Raw genomic sequence first — 19,332 nt, forward strand, 5'->3', positions numbered from 1 at the left:
CGCCATGCAACGTTTTCTCGACGATGTGATCGACCTGGTGCGCGGCCGCGTGCAGCCGCTCTCGCACTACCAGTATCCGTTCTGGCAGACGGCGTTGCTGCTGACGCTGATGGGGGTGTTCGCCAGCGCGCGGGCGGTCGAGATCGGCGGCTCGACCGACGGCCGGCTGCTGTTTTTCGTGCTGTTCACGTGGATGCAGATCCTGCTGTTCGTGCGCTTCATCGGCTGGTGGCTGCGGCTGGCGGGGGCGGAGCTGGAGGGCTCGCTGTTCGGGCTGGTGGTGCTGACCAACAGTCCGCAGTTGCTCGAACCGCTGGCGAGCTGGTTGCCCGACGACGTCGCGCGCGGCGTGACGCTGGCGCTGTCGCTCTTGAGCGTGATCATCCTGATCCGTGCGCTGTCGTCGGTCAGCGGCGTCTCCAAGCTGCGCGTCTTTCTCGGCGTGCTGTGCTACACGCCGCTGGCCATCCTGCTGTTGACCGGGTTGACCGGTTTCGCCGGGCAGATGGGCTGGATCGAGCTGCCGCCCGAGTTGCTCGACGCGGCGTCTCAGGGGGCCTCTTCGGCGGGCGCGTCGAGCGCGCGGTGAATCGCCTCGGCCAGGCTTGACGCTTCGAGCGGCGCGTTCACCCAAGCGTGAAACGCGCCGTTCTGGTACAGGGCGAGCGCCGGCAGGTGGAAGAGTTCGAATTCGTGCGCGAGCGCGCCGCTGAGCGCGACGTCGACCTCGTAGAGTGTGCCGATCACGTCCGGCAGCAGCGTGGGCAGCCGCGCGCGTGCGACCTTGCACGCGCCGCAGAACGGTTGGCCGAACAGCACCAGCGCGACGCCGGGGTTGGCCGAGGTCGTCGGGTGAAAGTCGAACTCGGTCAGCGGCCGCCAGGCGCGCGTCACTCGGCGCGTTCCTCGACGCCGACGCGCGCGATGTAGCGCGCGAGGTTCAGCATCGCGCGCACCGCCTCGCTTTTCGGGCCTTCCTCGCCGCGCAGGCGCGCGTAGCGGCGCAGGATCGCGCGCGTCTCGGGCGTGGTTTCGGGTTCGCCGTCCGGCGAAGCGAGCACGCCGATGCGCTCGGTTTCGCCCTGCGGGCGCGGCACCCCCTGCGCGATCACCAGGTAGACCTTGTGCGAGGTGTGCGGCGTCAGATGGTCGAACAGGTACAGCATATTGTGCACCCTGAGGCCAATCTGCTCGCGCAACTCGCGGATCAGCGCCTGCGAGCGCAGCTCGCCGCGGTTGGCCTTGCCGCCGGGCAGGCCGAGGCGCTGCCCGGCGGCCGCCGTCACCAGCACGCCGTCGGCCAGTTCGATGATCGCGGTGGCGCGGTGGGCGAGGTGGCTCGTGGCGGCGGGCCGTCGCTCGCCCGGGGCGGCGCGGCGCGGTGCGAGCAGCGGTGGGGCCAGGTCCTGTCCGCTCATGGCCGCGTCGGCTCCTCTGGGTTGGCCGAGCCGCTCGCTTGCTGCTGGTTGCGCGCGTCGTAGTAGGCTTGATTGGCCAGGTAATGTTGACGGCGCGCCTCCTTTTTCGCGGCACGCTCGGCTTCTGCGGCGACCTTGGCCTCGCGTTCGGCGCTCTCGCGCGCCTTCTTCGCCTCTTTGGCGGCGGCGCGGGCGGCGGCCTCCTCGGCCTCGATCGCGTCGAGCTCGGCGCGGCTCTTGCCCGGGCCGGTCTTCTCGAACCAGGCGACCGATTCGACGTGGCCGGTGTGCGGAAACATATTGATGATGCCGGCAGCCTTCAGCGTGTAGCCCTTGGTGTGCACCAGCACGCCGGCGTCGCGCGCCAGCGTCGCCGGGTTGCACGACACGTAGACGATGCGCTTGGGCGCGTTCTCGTCGCTGATCGCTTTCAAGAGCTGGATGGCGCCGTCGCGCGGCGGGTCGACCAGCATCTTGTCGAACTGGCCGAGCGCGGCGAACGATTCCGGCGTCACCTCGAACAGGTTGGCCATCTCGTAGCTGACGCTCTGCTCGAGCCCGTTGTGCGTCGCGTTCTCGACGGCGCGCTTGACCAGCGCGGCGCTGCCTTCCATGCCGTGCACGGTGGCGCCCGAGCGCGCGATCGGCAGCGTGAAGTTGCCGATGCCGCAGAACATGTCGGCGATGCGTTCGCCCGGCTGCGGGTCCAAGAGCTTGAGCGCGCGCGCCACCATCACGTTGTTGATCTGCGGATTCACCTGGGTGAATTCGGTCGGGTAGTACGGCATCTCGACGCCGAAGTCGGCGATCTGGTAGCTCAGTCGCGGTGCGTCTTCCGGGTAGAACGGATAGCAGCTGTCCGGCCCCTTCGGTTGCAGCCACGCCTGCAGCGGATGGTGCGCGTGGGTATGCGCGTCGACGAAGGCGCGGATGATCGCCGCATCCGCCGCGGTGATGTCGTCCATGTTGCGGAACACCAGGATGGTGACCTTGGCGCCGACGGCGATCTCGACCTGCGGCATGCGCTGCTTGATCGACAGCGTCGCGATCATCGCGCGCAAGGGGTCGATCAGGCGCGAGACGTGCGGCGGCAGGATGTGGCACTCGTGCATGTCGGCGATGAAGCTCGAACGCTTCTCGTGGAAGCCGACCAGCACCGAGCCCTTTTTCTCGACGTAGCGCGCCGACATGCGCGCGCGGTGGCGGTAGCCCCAGGCCGGGCCGGAGATCGGCGGCAGGATGCGCTCGGCGACCACCTTGCCGATGTGGGCGAGGTTGTCTTCGAGCACGCGCTGCTTGATCGCGACCTGCGCCGAGAATTCGACGTGCTGCATCGAACAGCCGCCGCAGACGCCGAAATGCGGGCAGCGCGGCTCGGTGCGCAGAAAGCTTTCCTTCAGCACCGATATGGTATCGGCATTTTCGTAGGTGGGTTTTTTACGGTAGGCGCGGTATATTACCTTTTCATATGGCAGCGCGCCGTCGATGAAAATGGTCTTGCCCTCTACGTGGGCGACACCTCGGCCTTCGTGGTCGAGCGACTCCACCAGGGCGACGGATTGGGAATGGCTCATCGTTTTCCGTGTCAAAACAGATGCTAAACGGTCGATTCTCGCAAAAACGGCCGCGCCTTGCAGGAGTTTGTGGGAATGAGGCGGCGCGGTTTCTGTTAAAATTCTTACCATCGGTTTCAAAACGGAATGGATTTCATGGCGTCTTTGGGTTGGAAGGCGGGTGTGGCCGGCGTGCTCGGCGCGGTATCGCTATCGGTTCTGGCAGAGGTGCCGCAGCCTGACGTGCTGGTGCAGCCGACCGGCTGGCATGTGGTGGTCAACCTGCCGCAGACCCGGCTGTTCGTTTACCGCGACGGTGTGCTGCACAAGTCCTACCCGGTGGCCGTTGGCAAGACCCTCACCCAGACGCCGGTCGGCGACTTCAGCGTCACCGGCATCCACCGCAATCCGGCTTGGCACGTGCCCAAGTCGATCCAGGAAGAAATGCGGCGCGCCGGCAAACCGGTGCAGACCGTCGTGCCGCCCGGCCCGGACAATCCGCTGGGCAAGGTTTTCATCCGTTTCGGCGAGCCGCGCCTCGGCCTCGGTTTTCACGGCACCAACGCGCCCGGCAGCGTGCCGGGCTTCCGCAGCCACGGCTGCGTGCGGCTGAAGAACGACGACGCGCTGAACCTCGCCGACACCGTGCCGGTCGGTGCAGCGGTCACCGTGTCCTACCAGAGCGTGCTGCTGAACGAAGACGAAGCGGGCAACCTGTGGCTGACCGCCTACCGCGACCAGTACAACCAGAGCGACGTGCGGCTCAGGACGCTGGCGACGGTGCTGCTCGACTGGCAACGCGCGCGCGCCATCGCCGTGCACGGCAAGCGCGTCGACCTCGCGCTGAAGGCGCGCAGCGGCAAGCCGGTCTGCCTGACCTGCAAGGCCGACGGCAAGCCGCAGCACGACGGCCAGCTGACCGCGGTACGCTGGCTGAGCGCCCCGGCGACGCCGGCCGCGCCGACGGCGCCCGAGGCATTGCCCGCCGTGCCGGCGCCGCCGGCCGAGCCCGGCTTCGTGCCGCAGACTGCGCCCAAAGGCATGGACGTCAGCGTGCCGTCGTCGTCGCGCGCCGCCGCCGCGACCGGCCGGCGCATCTGAAGACCGTCCCCTTAGCGGCGCACGGCCCCGCATCGCGCGGGGCCGTTTCCGTTTCCGCCGCCCGGCGCCGCGCATTGCCGCGCTTTCCGTCCCGCGCGTAAAATGGCGGTTTCGCGTCTTTTCAGGCTGAATCGTCCATGATCCGTACCCGTTTTGCCCCCAGTCCGACCGGTTACCTGCATATCGGCGGCGTGCGTACCGCGCTGTTTTCCTGGGCGTTCGCCCGCAAGCACGGCGGCGTGTTCGTGCTGCGCATCGAGGACACCGACCTGGAGCGGTCGACGCCGGAGTCGGTCAAGGCGATCCTCGACGGCATGCACTGGGTCGGCCTCGACTACGACGAGGGCCCGTTCTACCAGACGCAGCGCTTCGACCGTTACAAGGAGGTGATCCAGCAATTGCTGGACGCCGGCCACGCCTACCATTGCTACGCGTCTAAAGAGGAGCTCGACGCGATGCGCGCCGAGCAGGAGGCGCGTGGCGAGAAACCGCGCTACGACCGCCGCTGGCGCCCCGAGGAGGGCAAGGTGCTGCCGGCGCCGCCCGAGGGCGTGTCGCCGGTGGTGCGTTTCCGTAACCCGCTCGACGGCGTGGTGGCCTGGGACGACGCGGTCAAGGGCCGCATCGAGATCAGCAACACCGAACTGGACGACCTGATCATCGCGCGCCCGGACGGCAGCCCGACCTACAACTTCTGCGTGGTGGTCGACGACTGGGACATGGCCATCAGCCACGTGATCCGCGGCGACGACCATGTCAACAACACGCCGCGCCAGATCAACATCCTCAAGGCGATCGGCGCGCCGCTGCCGGTGTACGCGCACCTGCCGATGATCCTCAACGAGGACGGCCAGAAGATGTCCAAGCGCCGCGACGCGGTCAGCGTGGTCGACTACGCCGACAAGGGCATCCTGCCCGAGGCGCTGCTCAACTATCTGGCGCGCCTCGGTTGGGGTCACGGCGACGACGAGTTCTTCACCATGGAGCAGTTCGTCGACTGGTTCGACCTCAAGGACGTCAGCCCGTCGGCGTCGCGCTTCAACAACGAGAAGTTCATGTGGCTGAACGCGCAGCACATCAAGGCCGCCGACAACCAGAGGTTGGCCGAGCTCGTCGCGCCGCGCCTGGCCTCGGCCAAGGTCGATACCGCGAACGGCCCGGCGCTGACCGACGTGATCGCGCTGGTCAAGGAACGCGTGCAGGATTTGAACGCGCTGGCGCTCGAGTGCGACTACTTCTACGCGCGCCGCGAGCCGTCGGCCGCCGATTTGGAAAAACACCTGTCGGCCGAGTCGCGCGAGCGCATGGCCCGCTTCGCCGACCGGCTGGCCGAGCTGGCCGACTGGAACGCCGAGAGCATCCACGGCCTGTTCAAGCCGTTCTGCTTGGATGAAGGCATCAAGATGGGCCAGCTCGGCATGCCGCTGCGCGTGCTGGTGTGCGGTACCGCGCAGACGCCGTCGGTCGACGCGGTGCTGGCGCTGATCGGCCGCGACGAGGTGCTCAAGCGCCTGCGCGCCTGATCCGGTCAGCCAAGACGCATGAAAGCCGCCCCGTTGGGCGGCTTTTTTCATGACTGGCTAACTTATGAAAAATATTTATATCAAGTGCGAATATTTATTCATATTTGGAGGGTCTTTAACTGGGTATACTTGCCGCGCTGCAGTTTTTATTCGGAAAAATTTAAAAACGGAGGCCGTCCCGGCATGAAAAATCTCAAGATCGCTTACCGGCTCGGGGTCGGCTTTGCGCTGATCGTGCTGTTGTTCGTGATCGGCGCCGTCGTTATCCAGACCCAGCTGGCTTCGTTGACCACCGGCATCGAAAAGCTCAACACCATCGCCTTCCCGCGCAACGTCGCGATCGGCAGCTTGCTCGACGCGGTGAACGAGGGCAGGGTGCAGGTGCGCAACATGATGCTGGCGCCCGACGAGGCCGCGCTGCAAAGGTCGGACAAGCTGCTGACCGAGGCGCTGGCGCGCTTTCGCGGCGCGGCGAAGGACCTCGAGGCCTCGGTCGCCGAGCACGGCGCCTCGGATGCGGAGAAGGCGCATATCGCCAAGGTGAACGCCGCCTACGACGCCTGGCAGAGGAACATCCTCGACGCGCGCACGGCGCGACTCAAGGGCGACGCCGCGGCGGCGGTCGCGGTGCTGACCTCGGCCGAAGGCGCGGTGGCCGGCCGCAAGCTGAGCGAGGCGCTGCGCGATTACGGCCGCTTCAACATCGAGCTGAACAGCCGCTTCAACGAGGTGCGCCTCGACGAAGCGCGCAATATCGAAGAGGTGGTGCTGGCGGTTGCGGTGCTGGCGGTGTTGTTCGCCGTCGCCGCCGGCTGGCTGGTCGCGCGCAGCATTACCCGGCCGCTCGACGCGGCGGTCGACTCGCTCGAGCGCATCGCCGGCGGCGACCTGTCCGAGCGCATTCCCGCCGACCCGGCCAGCCACGAGATCGCCCGCCTCAACAACGCGATGGCGCGCACCATCGCCGGCCTGTCGGCGACCTTGCGCACCGTGCACGGCAGCGCCAGCCGGCTGATCGGCGCCGCCGGCGAACTGAACGGCGCCAGCCGCACCGTGCGCGAGAGCTCCGAGCAGCAGTCGGGCGCCGCGACCGCGATGGCGGCGGCGATGGAAGAAATCTCGACCAGCATCAACCACATCTCCGACCTGTCGCGCGAGGCGCAGGGCGTGTCGCAGCAGTCGGGTCAGCAGGCGCGTTCGGGCGCCGAGGTGATCCACGCGATGGTCGACGAGATCGGCAAGATCTCGGCCACTGTCGGTCAGGCGGCGGCGACCGCGCAGAGCCTCGGCGACGAGGCGGCCAAGATCACCGCGATCATCAACGTGATCAAGGACATCGCCGACCAGACCAACCTGCTGGCGCTGAACGCGGCGATCGAGGCGGCGCGCGCCGGCGAGCTCGGCCGCGGCTTCGCGGTGGTCGCCGACGAGGTGAGGAAGTTGGCCGAGAAGACCACCGCGTCGACCGCCGACATCACCGCGATGATCGGCGCGATCCAGTCCGGCGCCGGCAATATGGCCTCGCAGATGCAGCAGACGGTCAGCCAGGTGACCGAGGGCATGGAAATGGCGCGCCACGCCGGCGGCGCGATCGCCCAGATCAACGCCAGTACCGACAGCGTGGTCGGCATGATCGACGACGTCAGCCGCGGCTTGTCCGAGCAGGCGATCGCCAGCCACGAGATCGCCAACCGCGTCGAGCAGATCGTGCAGATGGTCGACCAGAACGCCGCGGCGACCCGCTCGGTGGCCGACGCGGCCGGCGAGCTCGACGCGCTGGCGCAGTCGCTCGAGGGCGAGGTGAGACGCTTCAAGCTGGCCAGCTAGCGTCCTAGCGTCTTGCCGCCGCGACAGGCCCGGCCGAGCCCCCGACGGGCCCGCCGGGCTTTTTCCTGTTCGGCCGGCGCACTTTTCTTTGTCGTGTGCGCTTGACGCCGAATCGGCCGCCTTCCTACCATCGCAACACCAACGAGACCGGACCCCGTCATGAACGCAGCCCTTACCCGCCGCCTGGCCCTTTCTTCCCTTGTCGTCATGCTCGCCGCCTGCGCGCAGGCCGCGCCGCCCGCCGCCGCGACCCCGGCCGCCGCCGCAGGCGCCGCGCCGGCGCAGACCGGCGTCGGCTACGTCGGGCAGGGCGGCGAAGCGGCCGCCGCCGTCGACGAGCGCACGGTGGTCAAGGAGGTGGTGCGCGAGGTCAACCCCTACCGTCCGATCGTGATCCGCGTCACCGGCGTCGGCGCCGCGCCCGGCGGTCAGGGTTTGAGCCTGTCGCAGAAGAAGCTGCTGTCGATGCGCGCGGCGCGGCTCGACGCCTACCGCTCGGTCGCCGAGCAGGTGCAGGGCGTGCGTCTGGTCGGCGGCAGCTCGGTGTCCAACCTGGTCGCGCAGAACGACGCCTTCCGCGTCTACGTCGACGGCTACCTGCGCGGCGTGCGCGTGCTGTCGAACACCGTCAAGGGCGACGGCAGCAGCGAGGCGACCGCCGAGATCACGCTCGAGCAGGACTTCTACCAGGCCTACAAGCAGGCGCTGCTGACGAACGGCAGCGTCAAGAAGGCCGCCGAGATGGTGCCGGTGGTCGGCAGCGAATGCCCGGCCGGCCGCTGCGGCGAGGAACGCCCCAGCCTCGGCAACAACTACTACCTGGCGCAGTGAGCATGCGCCGCCTCGCGCTCGCCGCCGCGCTGTCGGCGGCGTTCGTCTTGCCCGCGTCGGCCGAGCGGCTGACCGGCACCGGCTACGCCGCGCTCGACGCCGGCCCGGTCGCCGCGCGCGAGGCGGCGATCGCCGACGCGCTCGAGGCGGCCGCGCTGTCGCGCGCCGCGCGCGTGACGTCGGCCGAACTGGTCGAGCCGGGGCGGATAGGCGCGTCGACGAGCCTGAGCGCGGCGCCGTTGCCGGCCGGCCGCGTGACCGTGGTCGACGAGGGCGTGCGCGACGGGCTCTACCGGGTGACGGTGGCGGTCGACACCGCGCAGCCCGGCCCCCGCGCCGACGGCGGCCGCTGCCCCGACGGTCGCCCGACCGGCCGCGCGCTCAAGCGCCGCGTGCTGGCGTCCTACTTCTACCTCGACGCGCCGCGCGACGCGTCCGACCTCGGCGAGCTCTCGCGCGCGCTGGCGGCCGAGTTCGCGCGGCGGCTGTCGGCGTTGCCGCGCTTTGCCGCGCGCGACGGCGGCGCCTTCGGCGTGCTGCCCGAGCCCGCTGTCGCCGACCCGGACAGCGGCGGCGAGCGCGCCCGCGAGATCGGGCGGCGCGAGGACGTGCAGTTCGTGCTCGCCGGCCGGGTGATCGATACCGGCGTCGGCCGCGTCGCACCCGGCTTCTCGCTGTTCGGCGCCGACCGCTCCCGCCCCGGCGCCTTCTACGCGGGCCCGCTCTCGGGTCTGTTCGGCGCCGGCGTCACGCTGGAGCCGGCCGAGCGCCGCTTCGACTTCGAGCTGTGGGTGTACGACGCCTTCAGCGGCGCGCTGGTGGTGCGCGAGCGCTTCGCCGCGACCGCCGAGGGCCGGGTCGCCGGCCGCTCGCTGCCGCCGTTCGCGTCCGAGGCTTTCCGCACCACCGACTACGGCCGTACGGTCGACGCCCTCCTGGGCGAGGCCGTCGGGCGCGTCGACGCGCTCTTGGCCTGCGTGCCCTTCATGAGCCGGGTCGCGCGCGTCGAGGACGGCAGGCGGCTCTACCTCGGCGACGGCGCGCTCGCCGGGCTCAAGGTCGGCGACAGCCTGCTGGTCTACAAGCAGCGGCCGCAGCAGGCGCTGCGCGCGGCCGCCAGCGAGCGCCGGCTGGGCGTCGCCGAGCGGCTGTCGGGCGACGCGGTCGTGATCCAGGTGCAGCCCGGCCTTGCCGTCGCGCGCCTGCAGAACGCGCGCTACCCGGTCGCGGCCGGCGACCTGGTGAGGCTGGTGACGCCGGCGCCGTGAGCGACCGGTGCAGCAAATAATTGATAACAATTCTTGTTGAGATTAGACTTGAGTCCTTGTCGATCGCCCGCGCCGGGCTTGAGGAGTAAAGTCTGATGAAACCGATGTTGCTGGCCGCGCTGGTCGCGGCGATTTCCGGCTCCGCCTTCGCCGAGGAGGTGGTCGTCTACAGCTCGCGCGGCGAGCAGTTGATCAAGCCGATTCTCGACGCGTACAAGAAGGAGACCGGCGTCGACGTGAAGCTGGTGTCCGACAAGGAAGGCCCGCTGATGGAGCGCCTGCGCGCCGAGGGCAGCAACACCCCGGCCGACATCCTGATGACGGTCGACGCCGGCAACCTGTGGCAGGCGTCGAACATGGGCCTGCTGAAGGCGGTCAATTCGCCGACGCTCTCGGCCAACATCCCGGCCCACCTGCGCGACCCGAAAAACCAGTGGTTCGGTCTGTCGGTGCGCGCGCGCACCATCTTCTACAACACGCAGAAGGTGAAGCCGGCCCAGCTGTCGAGCTACGAGGACCTGGCCGATCCGAAGTGGAAGGGCCGACTGTGCCTGCGCACCTCGAAGAAGGTGTACAACCAGTCGCTGGTCGCGATGTTCCTCGCCGAGCACGGCCCGGTGAAGACCGAGCGCATCGTCAAGGGCTGGATGGACAACCTGGCGACCGACGTGTTCTCCGACGACACCAAGATGCTCGAGGCGATCGGCGCCGGCCAGTGCGACGTCGGCATCGCCAATACCTACTATTACGGCCGCCTGATGAAGAAGAGCCCGAACCTGCCGATCGGCATCTTCTGGGCCAACCAGGACGGCAAGGGCGTGCATGTGAACATCTCGGGCGCCGGCGTGACCCGCTACGCGAAGAACGAGAAGGGCGCGATCAAGCTGCTCGAATGGCTGTCGTCGCCGAAGGCGCAGAGCCTGTACGCCGACGTCGACATGGAATTCCCGGCCAACCCGAAGGTGAAGCCGGCCGCCGAAGTCGCCGCCTGGGGGCCGTTCAAGTCCTCGCTGATCAACGTCGCCAACGCCGGCACCCGCCAGGCGCAGGCCGTGATGCTGATGGACCGCGTCGGCTACAAGTGATCGTCGCCGGACGGGTCTGACGGGGCGGGAGAGATCCCGCCCTTTGTCTTTTGCGGCGCGGCCGGGCCGCGCGCCTGCAATGCGATTGCCAATCGGTCTTGTTTGCAGCGCTGCCCGCTTGGGCGGATAATTTCTTCCTTTACCAATTCTTCCCGGAAGTGCTTCATGCAGAGCTCGGTTCTGCGCTGGCGGGCGGTGGCGGCCCTGATCAGTCTCGCCACCGTGATCCCGCTCGCGGTGATCCTCGCCTCGATCGGCTCGCCCGACGCGGCGATCTGGTCCCACCTGCTCGAATACCAGTTGCCCGGCCTGCTGACGAACACGCTGTGGCTGGTGCTCGGTGTCGGCGCTGGCGTCTTCGTCGTCGGCGTGCCGCTGGCGTGGCTGGTGTCGGTGTACGACTTTCCCGGCCGGCGCTTCTTCGCTTGGGCGCTGATGCTGCCCTTGGCGGTGCCGGCCTACGTGATGGCGTTCTCACAGCTGGGCCTGTTCGAGTTCACCGGCCCGATCCAGACCTGGCTGCGCGATACCTGGGGCGACTCGAGCTGGGTGCCGAGCATCCGCTCGACCGGCGGCGTGGTCGCGGTGCTCACGCTGGCCTTCTACCCCTACGTGTACCTGTTGGCGCGCAACGCCTTCTCGACCATGGGTCGGCGTGCGCTCGAGGTCGGCCAGTCGCTCGGCCTGTCGCGCTCGCAGGGTTTCTGGCGGGTGGCGCTGCCGATGGCGCGGCCGTGGATCATCGGCGGGGTCACGCTGGCGCTGATGGAGACGCTGGCCGACTTCGGCGCGGTCGCCATCCTCAACTACGACACCTTTACCAACGCGATCTACAAGGCGTGGTTCTCGTTCTTCTCGCTCGACACCGCCAAGCAGCTCGCGTCCTTGCTGGTGACGCTGGTCTTCGTGCTGGTGTGGCTCGAGCAGCGCGCGCGCGGCCGCCGTGCCTACGGCCAGACCGGCCGCGCCGCGCCGCTGCCGCGGCTGCCGCGGCTGCCGCTGAGCGGCGCGCGCGCCGCCGGCGCGAGCCTGCTGGCCTTTGCGGTGTTCGCGCTCGCCTTCGTGCTGCCGGTCGGCCAACTGGTGTGGTGGGCGTTCAGCGTCTGGGCCGAGGAGCTGAACGCCGAGCTCGCCGCCTACGTCGGCCGTTCGCTGCTGTTGTCGCTGATGGCGGCGGCGCTGGTCGCCGTCGTCGCGCTGGCGCTGTCGTACGCGGCGCGGCGCGACAAGAGGCCGGCGACGCGCCTGATCGCCAGGCTCGCGACGCTCGGCTACGCGGTGCCCGGCACGGTGCTCGCGGTCGGCGTGTTCGTGCCCGTCGCCTGGTTCGACAACTGGCTGATCGCCCGCTTCGGCGCCGCGTTGCCCGAGGGCACCACCGCCGTCCTCAAGGGCACGCTGGTCGTCATGCTGCTCGCCTACACGGCGCGCTTCCTCGCCGTCGGCCATTCGGCGCTCGATGCGGCGATGCACCGCATCACGCCGAGCCAGGAAGAGGCGGCGCGCATGCTCGGCTACTCGGGCTGGCGGCTCGCCGCGCGCCTGCACCTGCCGCTGCTGACCGGCGGCATGCTGACCGCGATGCTGATGGTGTTCGTCGACGTGATGAAGGAAATGCCGATCACGCTGATGACGCGGCCGTTCGACTGGGACACGCTGGCGGTGCGCATCTTCAACCTGACCGCCGAGGGCCAGTGGGACCGCGCCGCCTTGCCCTCGATCGCCATCGTGCTCGCCGGCCTGCTGCCGGTGATCCTGCTGTCCAGACAGAAAGAACCTGCATGAGCGCCTTGCTTGAATTCGATCAGGTGTCGCAGTCCTACGGCGACACCCGCGTCGTCGACGCGATGAGCTTCCAACTGGCCGACGGCGAGATCGGCTGCCTGCTCGGCAGCTCGGGCTGCGGCAAGACTACCGTGCTGCGCTGTATCGCCGGCTTCGAGCCGGTCGAAAGCGGCGAGGTCCGCCTGGCCGGCGAAGTGCTCAGCCGCGCCGGCTACGCGCGCGCCGCGCACGAGCGCCGCATCGGCATGGTGTTCCAGGACTACGCGCTGTTTCCGCATTTGAGCGTCTCGGCCAACGTCGGCTTCGGCCTGCGCAAGCTTGCGCGCGCCGAGCGCGAGCGCCGCGTCGCCGAACTGCTGGAACTGGTCGGCCTCGCGACGTATGGCGACGCCTACCCGCACGAACTCTCGGGCGGCCAGCAGCAGCGCGTGTCGCTGGCGCGCGCGCTGGCGCCGCGCCCGCGGCTTATCCTGCTCGACGAACCGTTCTCCAGCCTCGACGTCGATCTTCGCGAGCGGCTGTCGCGCGAGGTGCGCGACATCCTCAAGCGCGAGGGCATGACCGCCATCCTCGTCACCCACGACCAGCACGAAGCCTTCGCGATGGCCGACAAGGTCGGCGTGATGCAGGGCGGGCGGCTGTTGCAGTGGGCGACGCCGTACGCGCTCTACCACCAGCCGGCGACGCGCTTCGTCGCCGACTTCATCGGTCAGGGCGTGTTCGTGCCGGCGACGATCATGGCGCCCAATTGCGTGAAGCTGGAGATCGGCGAATTCTGCGGCCTGACGCCGAACGGCTTCACCGTCGGCGAGACGGTCGACGTGCTGCTGCGCCCCGACGACGTGCAGCACGACGACGCCAGCCCCTTGACCGCGCGCGTCGAGAGCAAGGTGTTCCGCGGCTCGGCCTTCCACTACACGCTGACGCTGCCGTCGGGCCAGCGCGTGCTGGCCGAGGTGCCGAGCCACCACAACCACGCGATCGGCGAGCCGATCGGCATCCGCCTCGAGATGGACCACCTGATCGCCTTCCACCGCGGCGCCTGATCCGTTCGCCGGCGCAGAAAAAAGGCTCGGCCAACCCTGAAGGTTGGCCGAGTCTTTGTCGCGTTCGGCGGGGCCGCGCACGCGGCTCAAAGCGCTTGGCCGAGCGACGGGGCCCGGCCGGGGCGGAGGAGGGTGGCGCAGGCGGACGGCTCAGCCGGCGGCCAGCCAGTGGCCCGGCTGCGATTCGAGCCAGTGGCGGATGGCCTTGGCGTCGTTGATCCGCGCGGCCGGGTTGCCGGCGGCCAGCAGCACGATCACCAGCGGTTGCGCGCCGACGGTCGCGTGCATCACCAGGCAGCGGCCGGCCTCCTGGATGTAGCCGGTCTTTTGCAGGCCGATGTCCCACTCGCCCTCGCGCACCAGCGCGTTGCTGTTCTTGTACTGCAGCAGGCGGTTGGCGCCGCTGTAGACGGCGTGGTGCTGCGCGGTGCTGTACTGGCGGATCAGCGGGTAGCCGTTGGCGGCCTTGACCATCAGCGCGAGGTCGGCGGCGGTCGCGCTGTTGCGCACGTTCAGGCCGGTGGCGTCGTAGAACACCGTGTCGCGCATGCCGAGCGCGCGCGCCTTGCGGTTCATGCGCGCGACGAAGGCGTCGGTGCCGCCCGGGTAGCTGCGCGCCAGCGCCGCGGCGGCGCGGTTCTCCGACGACATCAGCGCCAGCAGCAAGAGCTCGCGGCGCGTCAGCGTGGTGCCGATCGCCAGCCGCGAGTGGGTATTCTTCAGCCGGTCGATCTCGGCGTCGGAAATCGTCACCGCCTCGTTCAGGTCGAGGTCGGCGTCGAGCACCACCATCGCCGTCATCAGCTTGGTGATCGACGCGATCGGCAGCCGCTGGTGGGCGTTCTTTTCGTAGAGGGGCTCGCCGGTCTGGCTGTTCATCACCAGTACCGAGTGCGAGCTCAACAGCGGGGCCTGGCTCGCCATCTGCGTCGCGACCTTCACGCCGTGGACTTCGGTGAGGGCGGGCGCGGCAAAAGCGGTGGCCACGGCGGCGGACAACAGCCAGCCGGCAAAAAACTTGAGCATTGCGTATTTCTCCTGCGTGCAGCGATCGATCGCCCAGCATTTTACTCAAAGGATAGACCGCGGCGGCGAGGTTTTTACCTGTCGTTACCTGGCCGTCGGAGCGGGCTTTCCGTGCAGTACAATAAGGGTCGGGCCGCCGCCGGCGCCGCCCCTTTTCGCAAGGCATCGCCATGGTCATCAGCTATCCCGACAGTCCGTTCAAACTGCACCAGCCGTTCCCGCCGGCGGGCGACCAGCCGAGCGCGATCGCGCAGCTGGTCGAGGGCCTGTCCGACGGGCTGTCGTACCAGACCCTGCTCGGCGTCACCGGTTCCGGCAAGACCTACACCATGGCCAACGTGATCGCGCAAACCGGCCGTCCGGCGATCATCATGGCGCACAACAAGACGCTGGCCGCGCAGCTTTACGCCGAGATGCGCGAGTTCTTTCCCGAGAACGCGGTCGAGTACTTCGTCTCCTACTACGACTACTACCAGCCCGAGGCCTACGTCCCCAGCCGCGACCTGTTCATCGAGAAGGATTCGAGCATCAACGAGCATATCGAGCAGATGCGGCTGTCGGCGACCAAGCACCTGCTGGAGCGTCCCGACTGCGTGATCGTCGCCACCGTGTCGGCGATCTACGGTATCGGCGACCCGTCCGAATACCACCAGATGATCCTGCACCTGAAAGAGGGCGAGACGCTCGCGCAGCGCGACATCATCAAGCGGCTGACCGGCATGCAGTACGACCGCAACGAGACCGACTTCGCGCGCGGCACCTTCCGCGTGCGCGGCGACGTGATCGACGTGTTTCCGGCCGAAAGCGCCGAGACCGCGCTCCGGATCAGCCTGTTCGACGACGAGATCGAGACGCTGACCCTGTTCGACCCGCTGACCGGCGCGACGCGCCAGCGCGTCGGCCGCTACACGGTGTTCCCGTCCAGTCACTACGTGACGCCGCGCGACACCGTGCTCAAGGCCTGCGAGAAGATCAAGCTCGAGTTGGCCGAGCGCGTCGCGTGGTTCCAGAAGGAGGGCAAGCTGGTCGAGGCGCAGCGCATCGAGCAGCGCACCCGTTTCGACCTCGAGATGCTGTACGAGATGGGTTTTTGCAAGGGCATCGAGAACTACTCGCGCCACTTCTCCGGGCGCGGCCCGGGCGAGCCGCCGCCGACGCTGATCGACTACCTGCCGAAGAACGCGCTGATGTTCATCGACGAATCGCACGTGACCATCGGCCAGATCGGCGCGATGTACAAGGGCGACGCGGCCCGCAAGCAGAACCTGGTCGAGTACGGCTTCCGCCTGCCGTCGGCGGCCGACAACCGGCCGCTGAAGTTCCACGAGTTCGAGCGGATGATGCCGCAGACGGTGTTCGTGTCGGCGACGCCGGCCGCCTACGAGAACGGGAAGGCCGGCCAGGTGGTCGAGCAGGTGGTGCGCCCGACCGGCCTCGTCGACCCGGTGATCGAGATCCGCCCGGTGGCGACCCAGGTCGACGACCTGTTGTCGGAGATCCGGCTGCGCATCGACAAGAACGAGCGCGTGCTGGTGACGACGCTGACCAAGCGCATGGCCGAGCAGTTGGCCGACTACTACACCGAGCACGGCGTCAAGGTGCGCTACCTGCACAGCGATATCGACACCGTCGAGCGGGTCGAGATCATCCGCGACCTGCGCCTCGGCCTGTTCGACGTGCTGATCGGCATCAACCTGCTGCGCGAGGGCCTCGACATTCCCGAGGTCGGCCTGGTCGCCATCCTCGACGCCGACAAGGAGGGCTTCCTGCGCAGCGAGCGCTCCTTGATCCAGACCATCGGCCGCGCGGCGCGCAACGTCAACGGCGTGGCGCTGTTGTACGCCGACAAGGTCACCGACTCGATGAAGCGGGCGATCGACGAGACCGAGCGCCGCCGCGCCAAGCAGATCGCGTTCAACGTCGAGCACGGCATCACGCCCAGGAGCGTGACCAAGAAGATCAAGGACATCATCGATGGCGTCTACACCACCGCCGACGACAAGGCCGCGCTCAAGGAGGCGGCGCGCGTCGCGATGCTCGACGAGAAGTCGCTCGCCAAGGAGATCAAGCGCCTCGAGAAGGAAATGATGGAGGCGGCGAAGAACCTCGAGTTCGAGAAGGCCGCCAAGCTCCGCGACGAACTGAAGGCGCTCAAGGAGCATGCCTGGGCCAACCCGCTGTAAGGCGCGGCCGCCCTGGCACGCTCCGCCGCATCCTGCGCGCGCTGATCCCCGGCTGCTCGGCGCCGCGGACGAGGCGCCAGACGGGCTCGGCCAACCCCACAAGGTTGGCCGAGCCCGTTTTTTTTCGGGTCGGGGCAGGGCTAGGCGCTGCTGATCTTGAGCCCGATCAGCCCGGCGACCAGCAGGCTCAGGCTCAGCACGCGGCCGGGGTTGACCGGCTCGCCGAGCCAAACGATGCCGAGCAGCACGGTGCCGACCGCGCCGATGCCGGTCCAGACCGCGTAGGCGGTGCCGGCGGGCAGGCTGCGCATCGCCAGCGCGAGCAGGTAGAAGCTCGCCGCCATCGTCGCCAGCGTGAACGCGGTCGGAACGGGTTTGGAAAATCCTTCGGATTGCTTCAGGCCGATCGCCCACGCGACTTCGAGCGCGCCGGCGATCACGAGATAGAACCAGGCCATCGGACGGTCCTGTAACAAGAGTCGGGGCCGTCCCCGGGGTGGAGGGCGCACGCGGGGCCGTCCCCGCGCACGATGCGTGCCGGCCCGATTCTAATGCGGTTCCGGCCGCGGCGCGACCAGTTCCGGCCCGTCGTTGCGCACGTTGCCGACCGCCGCCGACACCCGCCAGGTGCGCAGCCGCGCGGCCGGGTACGGCGCGAGCAGCGCGAAGAGGAAGGGCGGCGGCGCGTCGGGCGCGAGCCAGTCGCGGTAGTGTTCCGGCGGGACGATGCAGGCGAGCCGCGCGTGGATCGGCAGCAAGGCCGGGTCGGCCGGCCCGACGAGGATGCTGCAGCTGTCGACCGTCTCGCCGCTGTCCGGGTCGCGCCAGCGTTCCCACAGCCCGGCGAAGGCCAGGCCGTCGCCGCCGGCGTCGGCGATGAACCACGGCTGCTTGCGCCGACCGGCGCCGAGGTCCTGCCATTCGTAGAAGCCGCCGGCCGGGATCAGGCAGCGCCGATGGCGGAAGGCGGCGCGGAAGGCCGGCTTCTCGGCCACCGTCTCGACGCGCGCGTTGAAGGTGCTGTAGCCGATCTTGCGCTCCCTGGCCCAGAACGGGATCAGCCCCCAGTGCGCGTCGGCGAGCGCGTAGCCGTCACCGCCGGCGCGGACGATGGGCACGGTCTGGCCGGGCGCGACGTTGTAGCGCGGCGGCAGGTCGAGGCCGAGTCCGAGCCGGCGCTCGAGGCCGGCGAAGGGCGGGAAGATCGCGTAGCGTCCGCACATGGTCGTCGTCCAAACGGCGCGAGACGGGCCCGCGCGGGAAAATGTCCGATCGCTTCCATTATCCGACCGGCTACGGCGCTTTGCGCGGCCGATATCCCGTCTTGTCTTTTCCGGCGTGCGGCTCCTAGAATCCGCGCTCCGCGGCCCGTTTTCAGGCGGGCGCCAAGCACTGTTTCGGGAGACGGTATGCACATCCTGTTCGTCTGCATGGGCAATATCTGCCGCTCGCCGACCGCCGAGGGCGTGATGCGCGCGCGGCTCGAGGCTGCCGGGCTCGACGGCTGGCGGGTCGATTCGGCCGGCACCCACGGCTACCACGTCGGCGAGGCGCCGGACCCGCGCACCTGCGCCGCGGCGGCGCGGCGCGGCTACGCGCTCGACGGCTTGCGTGCGCGCCGGGTCGAGGCCGACGACTTCGAGCGCTTCGATCTGATCCTCGCCGCCGACCGGCGCAACCTCGCCGAGCTGACGGCGCGCTGCCCGGCCGAACACCGCCACAAGCTCGCGCTGCTGCTCGACGTGCTCGACGGCGGCGTCGACGAGGTGCCCGACCCCTACTACGGCGGCGCGCAGGGCTTCGACACCGTGCTCGACCTGGTCGAGGCGGCCTGCGACGGCTGGCTGGCGCGTCTGCGACAAGGTTGAAGCGGACGGGCCCGGCCGCGCCCGTGGCCGGCGGCAGGGAATGACGATAGTATTTCTTGACTATGCCCGCCTTCCGCGGGTCGACAATCTTGAGCGTGCGAAAGAGGGAAGATGGGACAGTTCCAGATCGGCGACGGCAAGGGCCCGCTCGCAGTGGCGCCCTGCCTGAGCGCCGACGTGATCCTGCCGCGCCAGCCGGGACGGCTGGCGATCGGCCGACAGCCCTTGATCGTGATCGGCGCATCGACCGGCGGCACCGAGGCGCTGCGCGTGCTGCTGACCGCGCTGCCCGAGCGCATGCCGGCCATCCTGATCGCGCAGCACATGCCGGAAATGTTCACCAAGACCTTCGCCGCGCGGCTCGACTCGCTGTGCAAGCTCCGGGTCAAGGAGGCCGAGGATGGCGAGCGGGTGATGGCTGACACCGTCTACATCGCGCCCGGTCATTCGCATCTGGTCGTCAAGCCGTGCCACAGCGTCGGCTACGCGGTGTCGCTGAGCCAGGGCTCGCCGGTCAACCGGCACCGGCCGTCGGTCGACGTGCTGTTCCGCTCGGCCGCCAACGTCGCCGGCCGCAACGCGCTCGGTGTGATCCTGACCGGCATGGGGCGCGACGGCGCGCAGGGCCTGTTGGAGCTCAAGGAGGCCGGCGCGTACAATCTCGCGCAGGACGAGGCCAGCTGCGTGGTGTTCGGTATGCCCAAGGAGGCGATCGCGCTGAACGCCGCCCACGAGGTGCTGCCGATCGGCGCGATCGCCGGCAAGCTCGTCGCGCTCGCCGCGCAGCGCGCCGCCCATTCTTGAGAAGACGAAGACCG

General features: G+C 68.9%; 18 protein-coding genes. 12 read left to right on the plus strand and 6 right to left on the minus strand.

Translation table 11 applies throughout. The features are described 5' to 3' along the window. Nucleotides 1-4 precede the first annotated feature (4 nt). Complete coding sequence (locus EV683_RS01275; RefSeq protein WP_066610640.1) at nt 5-589, plus strand: hypothetical protein; 585 nt, start codon at nt 5-7, stop codon at nt 587-589. On the opposite strand, the gene EV683_RS01280 is transcribed toward EV683_RS01275, so the two are convergent. Genes EV683_RS01280 through rlmD form a run of 3 tightly spaced genes read right to left on the minus strand, consistent with a single transcriptional unit; the run spans nt 550 to nt 2,992 of the window. After that, nucleotides 550-894, minus strand: coding sequence for a thioredoxin domain-containing protein (locus tag EV683_RS01280; RefSeq protein ID WP_131861425.1), 345 nt, complete (start codon nt 892-894; stop codon nt 550-552). The two genes, EV683_RS01275 and EV683_RS01280, sit on opposite strands and share 40 nt — an antisense overlap. After that, on the minus strand, nt 891-1,418 hold the full coding sequence (locus tag EV683_RS01285) for an NUDIX domain-containing protein (RefSeq protein ID WP_131861427.1): 528 nt from the start codon (nt 1,416-1,418) through the stop codon (nt 891-893). The genes EV683_RS01280 and EV683_RS01285 overlap by 4 nt, the downstream gene beginning before the upstream one ends. Further along, complete coding sequence (rlmD, locus tag EV683_RS01290; protein WP_066610636.1) at nt 1,415-2,992, minus strand: 23S rRNA (uracil(1939)-C(5))-methyltransferase RlmD; 1,578 nt, start codon at nt 2,990-2,992, stop codon at nt 1,415-1,417. The genes EV683_RS01285 and rlmD overlap by 4 nt, the downstream gene beginning before the upstream one ends. A 135-nt stretch (nt 2,993-3,127) precedes the next feature. Between rlmD and EV683_RS01295 the strand changes: the two genes are divergently transcribed. The 8 genes from EV683_RS01295 to EV683_RS01330 all read left to right on the plus strand — a co-directional run bounded on the left by EV683_RS01295 (nt 3,128) and on the right by EV683_RS01330 (nt 13,437). Next, on the plus strand, nt 3,128-4,072 hold the full coding sequence (locus EV683_RS01295) for a L,D-transpeptidase (protein ID WP_131861429.1): 945 nt from the start codon (nt 3,128-3,130) through the stop codon (nt 4,070-4,072). A gap of 137 nt (nt 4,073-4,209) precedes the next feature. Continuing rightward, nucleotides 4,210-5,595, plus strand: a complete 1,386-nt coding sequence (gltX, locus tag EV683_RS01300; RefSeq protein WP_131861431.1) for a glutamate--tRNA ligase — start codon at nt 4,210-4,212, stop codon at nt 5,593-5,595. A gap of 183 nt (nt 5,596-5,778) precedes the next feature. After that, nucleotides 5,779-7,422 carry a methyl-accepting chemotaxis protein gene (locus EV683_RS01305; RefSeq protein WP_131861433.1) on the plus strand — a complete coding sequence of 548 codons (1,644 nt, stop codon included), beginning with the start codon at nt 5,779-5,781 and terminating at the stop codon, nt 7,420-7,422. Nucleotides 7,423-7,581: 159 nt separating this feature from the next. After that, on the plus strand, nt 7,582-8,253 hold the full coding sequence (locus tag EV683_RS01310) for an LPP20 family lipoprotein (protein WP_131861434.1): 672 nt from the start codon (nt 7,582-7,584) through the stop codon (nt 8,251-8,253). 2 nt (nt 8,254-8,255) lie between these two features. Next, the gene (locus tag EV683_RS01315) at nt 8,256-9,521 is read left to right on the plus strand and encodes a flagellar assembly protein T N-terminal domain-containing protein (RefSeq protein WP_131861435.1); all 1,266 of its coding nucleotides are present in this window, start codon (nt 8,256-8,258) and stop codon (nt 9,519-9,521) included. 95 nt (nt 9,522-9,616) lie between these two features. Further along, nucleotides 9,617-10,606 carry an extracellular solute-binding protein gene (locus EV683_RS01320; protein ID WP_424948501.1) on the plus strand — a complete coding sequence of 330 codons (990 nt, stop codon included), beginning with the start codon at nt 9,617-9,619 and terminating at the stop codon, nt 10,604-10,606. 165 nt (nt 10,607-10,771) lie between these two features. After that, nucleotides 10,772-12,391, plus strand: coding sequence for an ABC transporter permease (locus EV683_RS01325; RefSeq protein ID WP_131861439.1), 1,620 nt, complete (start codon nt 10,772-10,774; stop codon nt 12,389-12,391). Next, nucleotides 12,388-13,437: an ABC transporter ATP-binding protein gene (locus tag EV683_RS01330; RefSeq protein ID WP_131861441.1), complete on the plus strand. Its 1,050-nt coding sequence runs from the start codon at nt 12,388-12,390 to the stop codon at nt 13,435-13,437. Before EV683_RS01325 ends, EV683_RS01330 begins: the two co-directional genes overlap by 4 nt. A 150-nt stretch (nt 13,438-13,587) precedes the next feature. Here EV683_RS01330 and EV683_RS01335 read toward each other — a convergent pair whose 3' ends face one another. Then, nucleotides 13,588-14,463 (minus strand): D-alanyl-D-alanine carboxypeptidase family protein, encoded by an 876-nt coding sequence (locus EV683_RS01335; protein WP_131861443.1) that lies wholly within the window; start codon nt 14,461-14,463, stop codon nt 13,588-13,590. 170 nt (nt 14,464-14,633) lie between these two features. On the opposite strand from EV683_RS01335, the gene uvrB reads away from it, so the two are divergent. Continuing rightward, nucleotides 14,634-16,646 (plus strand): excinuclease ABC subunit UvrB, encoded by a 2,013-nt coding sequence (gene uvrB, locus EV683_RS01340; protein ID WP_066610622.1) that lies wholly within the window; start codon nt 14,634-14,636, stop codon nt 16,644-16,646. Between the two features lie 140 nt (nt 16,647-16,786). Here the strand turns inward: uvrB and sugE are convergent, their stop codons facing one another. Beyond that, nucleotides 16,787-17,104 (minus strand): quaternary ammonium compound efflux SMR transporter SugE, encoded by a 318-nt coding sequence (gene sugE / locus EV683_RS01345; protein WP_131861445.1) that lies wholly within the window; start codon nt 17,102-17,104, stop codon nt 16,787-16,789. Nucleotides 17,105-17,194: 90 nt separating this feature from the next. Further along, complete coding sequence (locus EV683_RS01350; RefSeq protein ID WP_131861447.1) at nt 17,195-17,869, minus strand: SOS response-associated peptidase; 675 nt, start codon at nt 17,867-17,869, stop codon at nt 17,195-17,197. 186 nt (nt 17,870-18,055) lie between these two features. Between EV683_RS01350 and EV683_RS01355 the strand changes: the two genes are divergently transcribed. Both EV683_RS01355 and EV683_RS01360 read left to right on the plus strand, forming a co-directional pair. Beyond that, nucleotides 18,056-18,514 carry a low molecular weight protein-tyrosine-phosphatase gene (locus EV683_RS01355; protein ID WP_131861449.1) on the plus strand — a complete coding sequence of 153 codons (459 nt, stop codon included), beginning with the start codon at nt 18,056-18,058 and terminating at the stop codon, nt 18,512-18,514. Between the two features lie 111 nt (nt 18,515-18,625). Then, nucleotides 18,626-19,318, plus strand: a complete 693-nt coding sequence (locus EV683_RS01360) for a chemotaxis protein CheB (protein ID WP_066610613.1) — start codon at nt 18,626-18,628, stop codon at nt 19,316-19,318. Nucleotides 19,319-19,332: the final 14 nt, after the last annotated feature.

This window comes from Crenobacter luteus (assembly GCF_004345725.1).
Lineage (GTDB): Bacteria > Pseudomonadota > Gammaproteobacteria > Burkholderiales > Chromobacteriaceae > Crenobacter > Crenobacter luteus.

Bases quoted from the DNA above. Each gene is read 5' to 3' on its own strand.
- EV683_RS01275 (WP_066610640.1), top strand. From the start codon at position 5: ATGCAACGTTTTCTCGACGATGTGATCGACCTGGTGCGCGGCCGCGTG.
- EV683_RS01285 (WP_131861427.1), bottom strand. From the start codon at position 1,418: ATGAGCGGACAGGACCTGGCCCCACCGCTGCTCGCACCGCGCCGCGCC.
- rlmD (WP_066610636.1), bottom strand. From the start codon at position 2,992: ATGAGCCATTCCCAATCCGTCGCCCTGGTGGAGTCGCTCGACCACGAA.
- EV683_RS01295 (WP_131861429.1), top strand. From the start codon at position 3,128: ATGGCGTCTTTGGGTTGGAAGGCGGGTGTGGCCGGCGTGCTCGGCGCG.
- gltX (WP_131861431.1), top strand. From the start codon at position 4,210: ATGATCCGTACCCGTTTTGCCCCCAGTCCGACCGGTTACCTGCATATC.
- EV683_RS01305 (WP_131861433.1), top strand. From the start codon at position 5,779: ATGAAAAATCTCAAGATCGCTTACCGGCTCGGGGTCGGCTTTGCGCTG.
- EV683_RS01310 (WP_131861434.1), top strand. From the start codon at position 7,582: ATGAACGCAGCCCTTACCCGCCGCCTGGCCCTTTCTTCCCTTGTCGTC.
- EV683_RS01315 (WP_131861435.1), top strand. From the start codon at position 8,256: ATGCGCCGCCTCGCGCTCGCCGCCGCGCTGTCGGCGGCGTTCGTCTTG.
- EV683_RS01320 (WP_424948501.1), top strand. From the start codon at position 9,617: ATGAAACCGATGTTGCTGGCCGCGCTGGTCGCGGCGATTTCCGGCTCC.
- EV683_RS01325 (WP_131861439.1), top strand. From the start codon at position 10,772: ATGCAGAGCTCGGTTCTGCGCTGGCGGGCGGTGGCGGCCCTGATCAGT.
- EV683_RS01330 (WP_131861441.1), top strand. From the start codon at position 12,388: ATGAGCGCCTTGCTTGAATTCGATCAGGTGTCGCAGTCCTACGGCGAC.
- EV683_RS01335 (WP_131861443.1), bottom strand. From the start codon at position 14,463: ATGCTCAAGTTTTTTGCCGGCTGGCTGTTGTCCGCCGCCGTGGCCACC.
- uvrB (WP_066610622.1), top strand. From the start codon at position 14,634: ATGGTCATCAGCTATCCCGACAGTCCGTTCAAACTGCACCAGCCGTTC.
- sugE (WP_131861445.1), bottom strand. From the start codon at position 17,104: ATGGCCTGGTTCTATCTCGTGATCGCCGGCGCGCTCGAAGTCGCGTGG.
- EV683_RS01350 (WP_131861447.1), bottom strand. From the start codon at position 17,869: ATGTGCGGACGCTACGCGATCTTCCCGCCCTTCGCCGGCCTCGAGCGC.
- EV683_RS01355 (WP_131861449.1), top strand. From the start codon at position 18,056: ATGCACATCCTGTTCGTCTGCATGGGCAATATCTGCCGCTCGCCGACC.
- EV683_RS01360 (WP_066610613.1), top strand. From the start codon at position 18,626: ATGGGACAGTTCCAGATCGGCGACGGCAAGGGCCCGCTCGCAGTGGCG.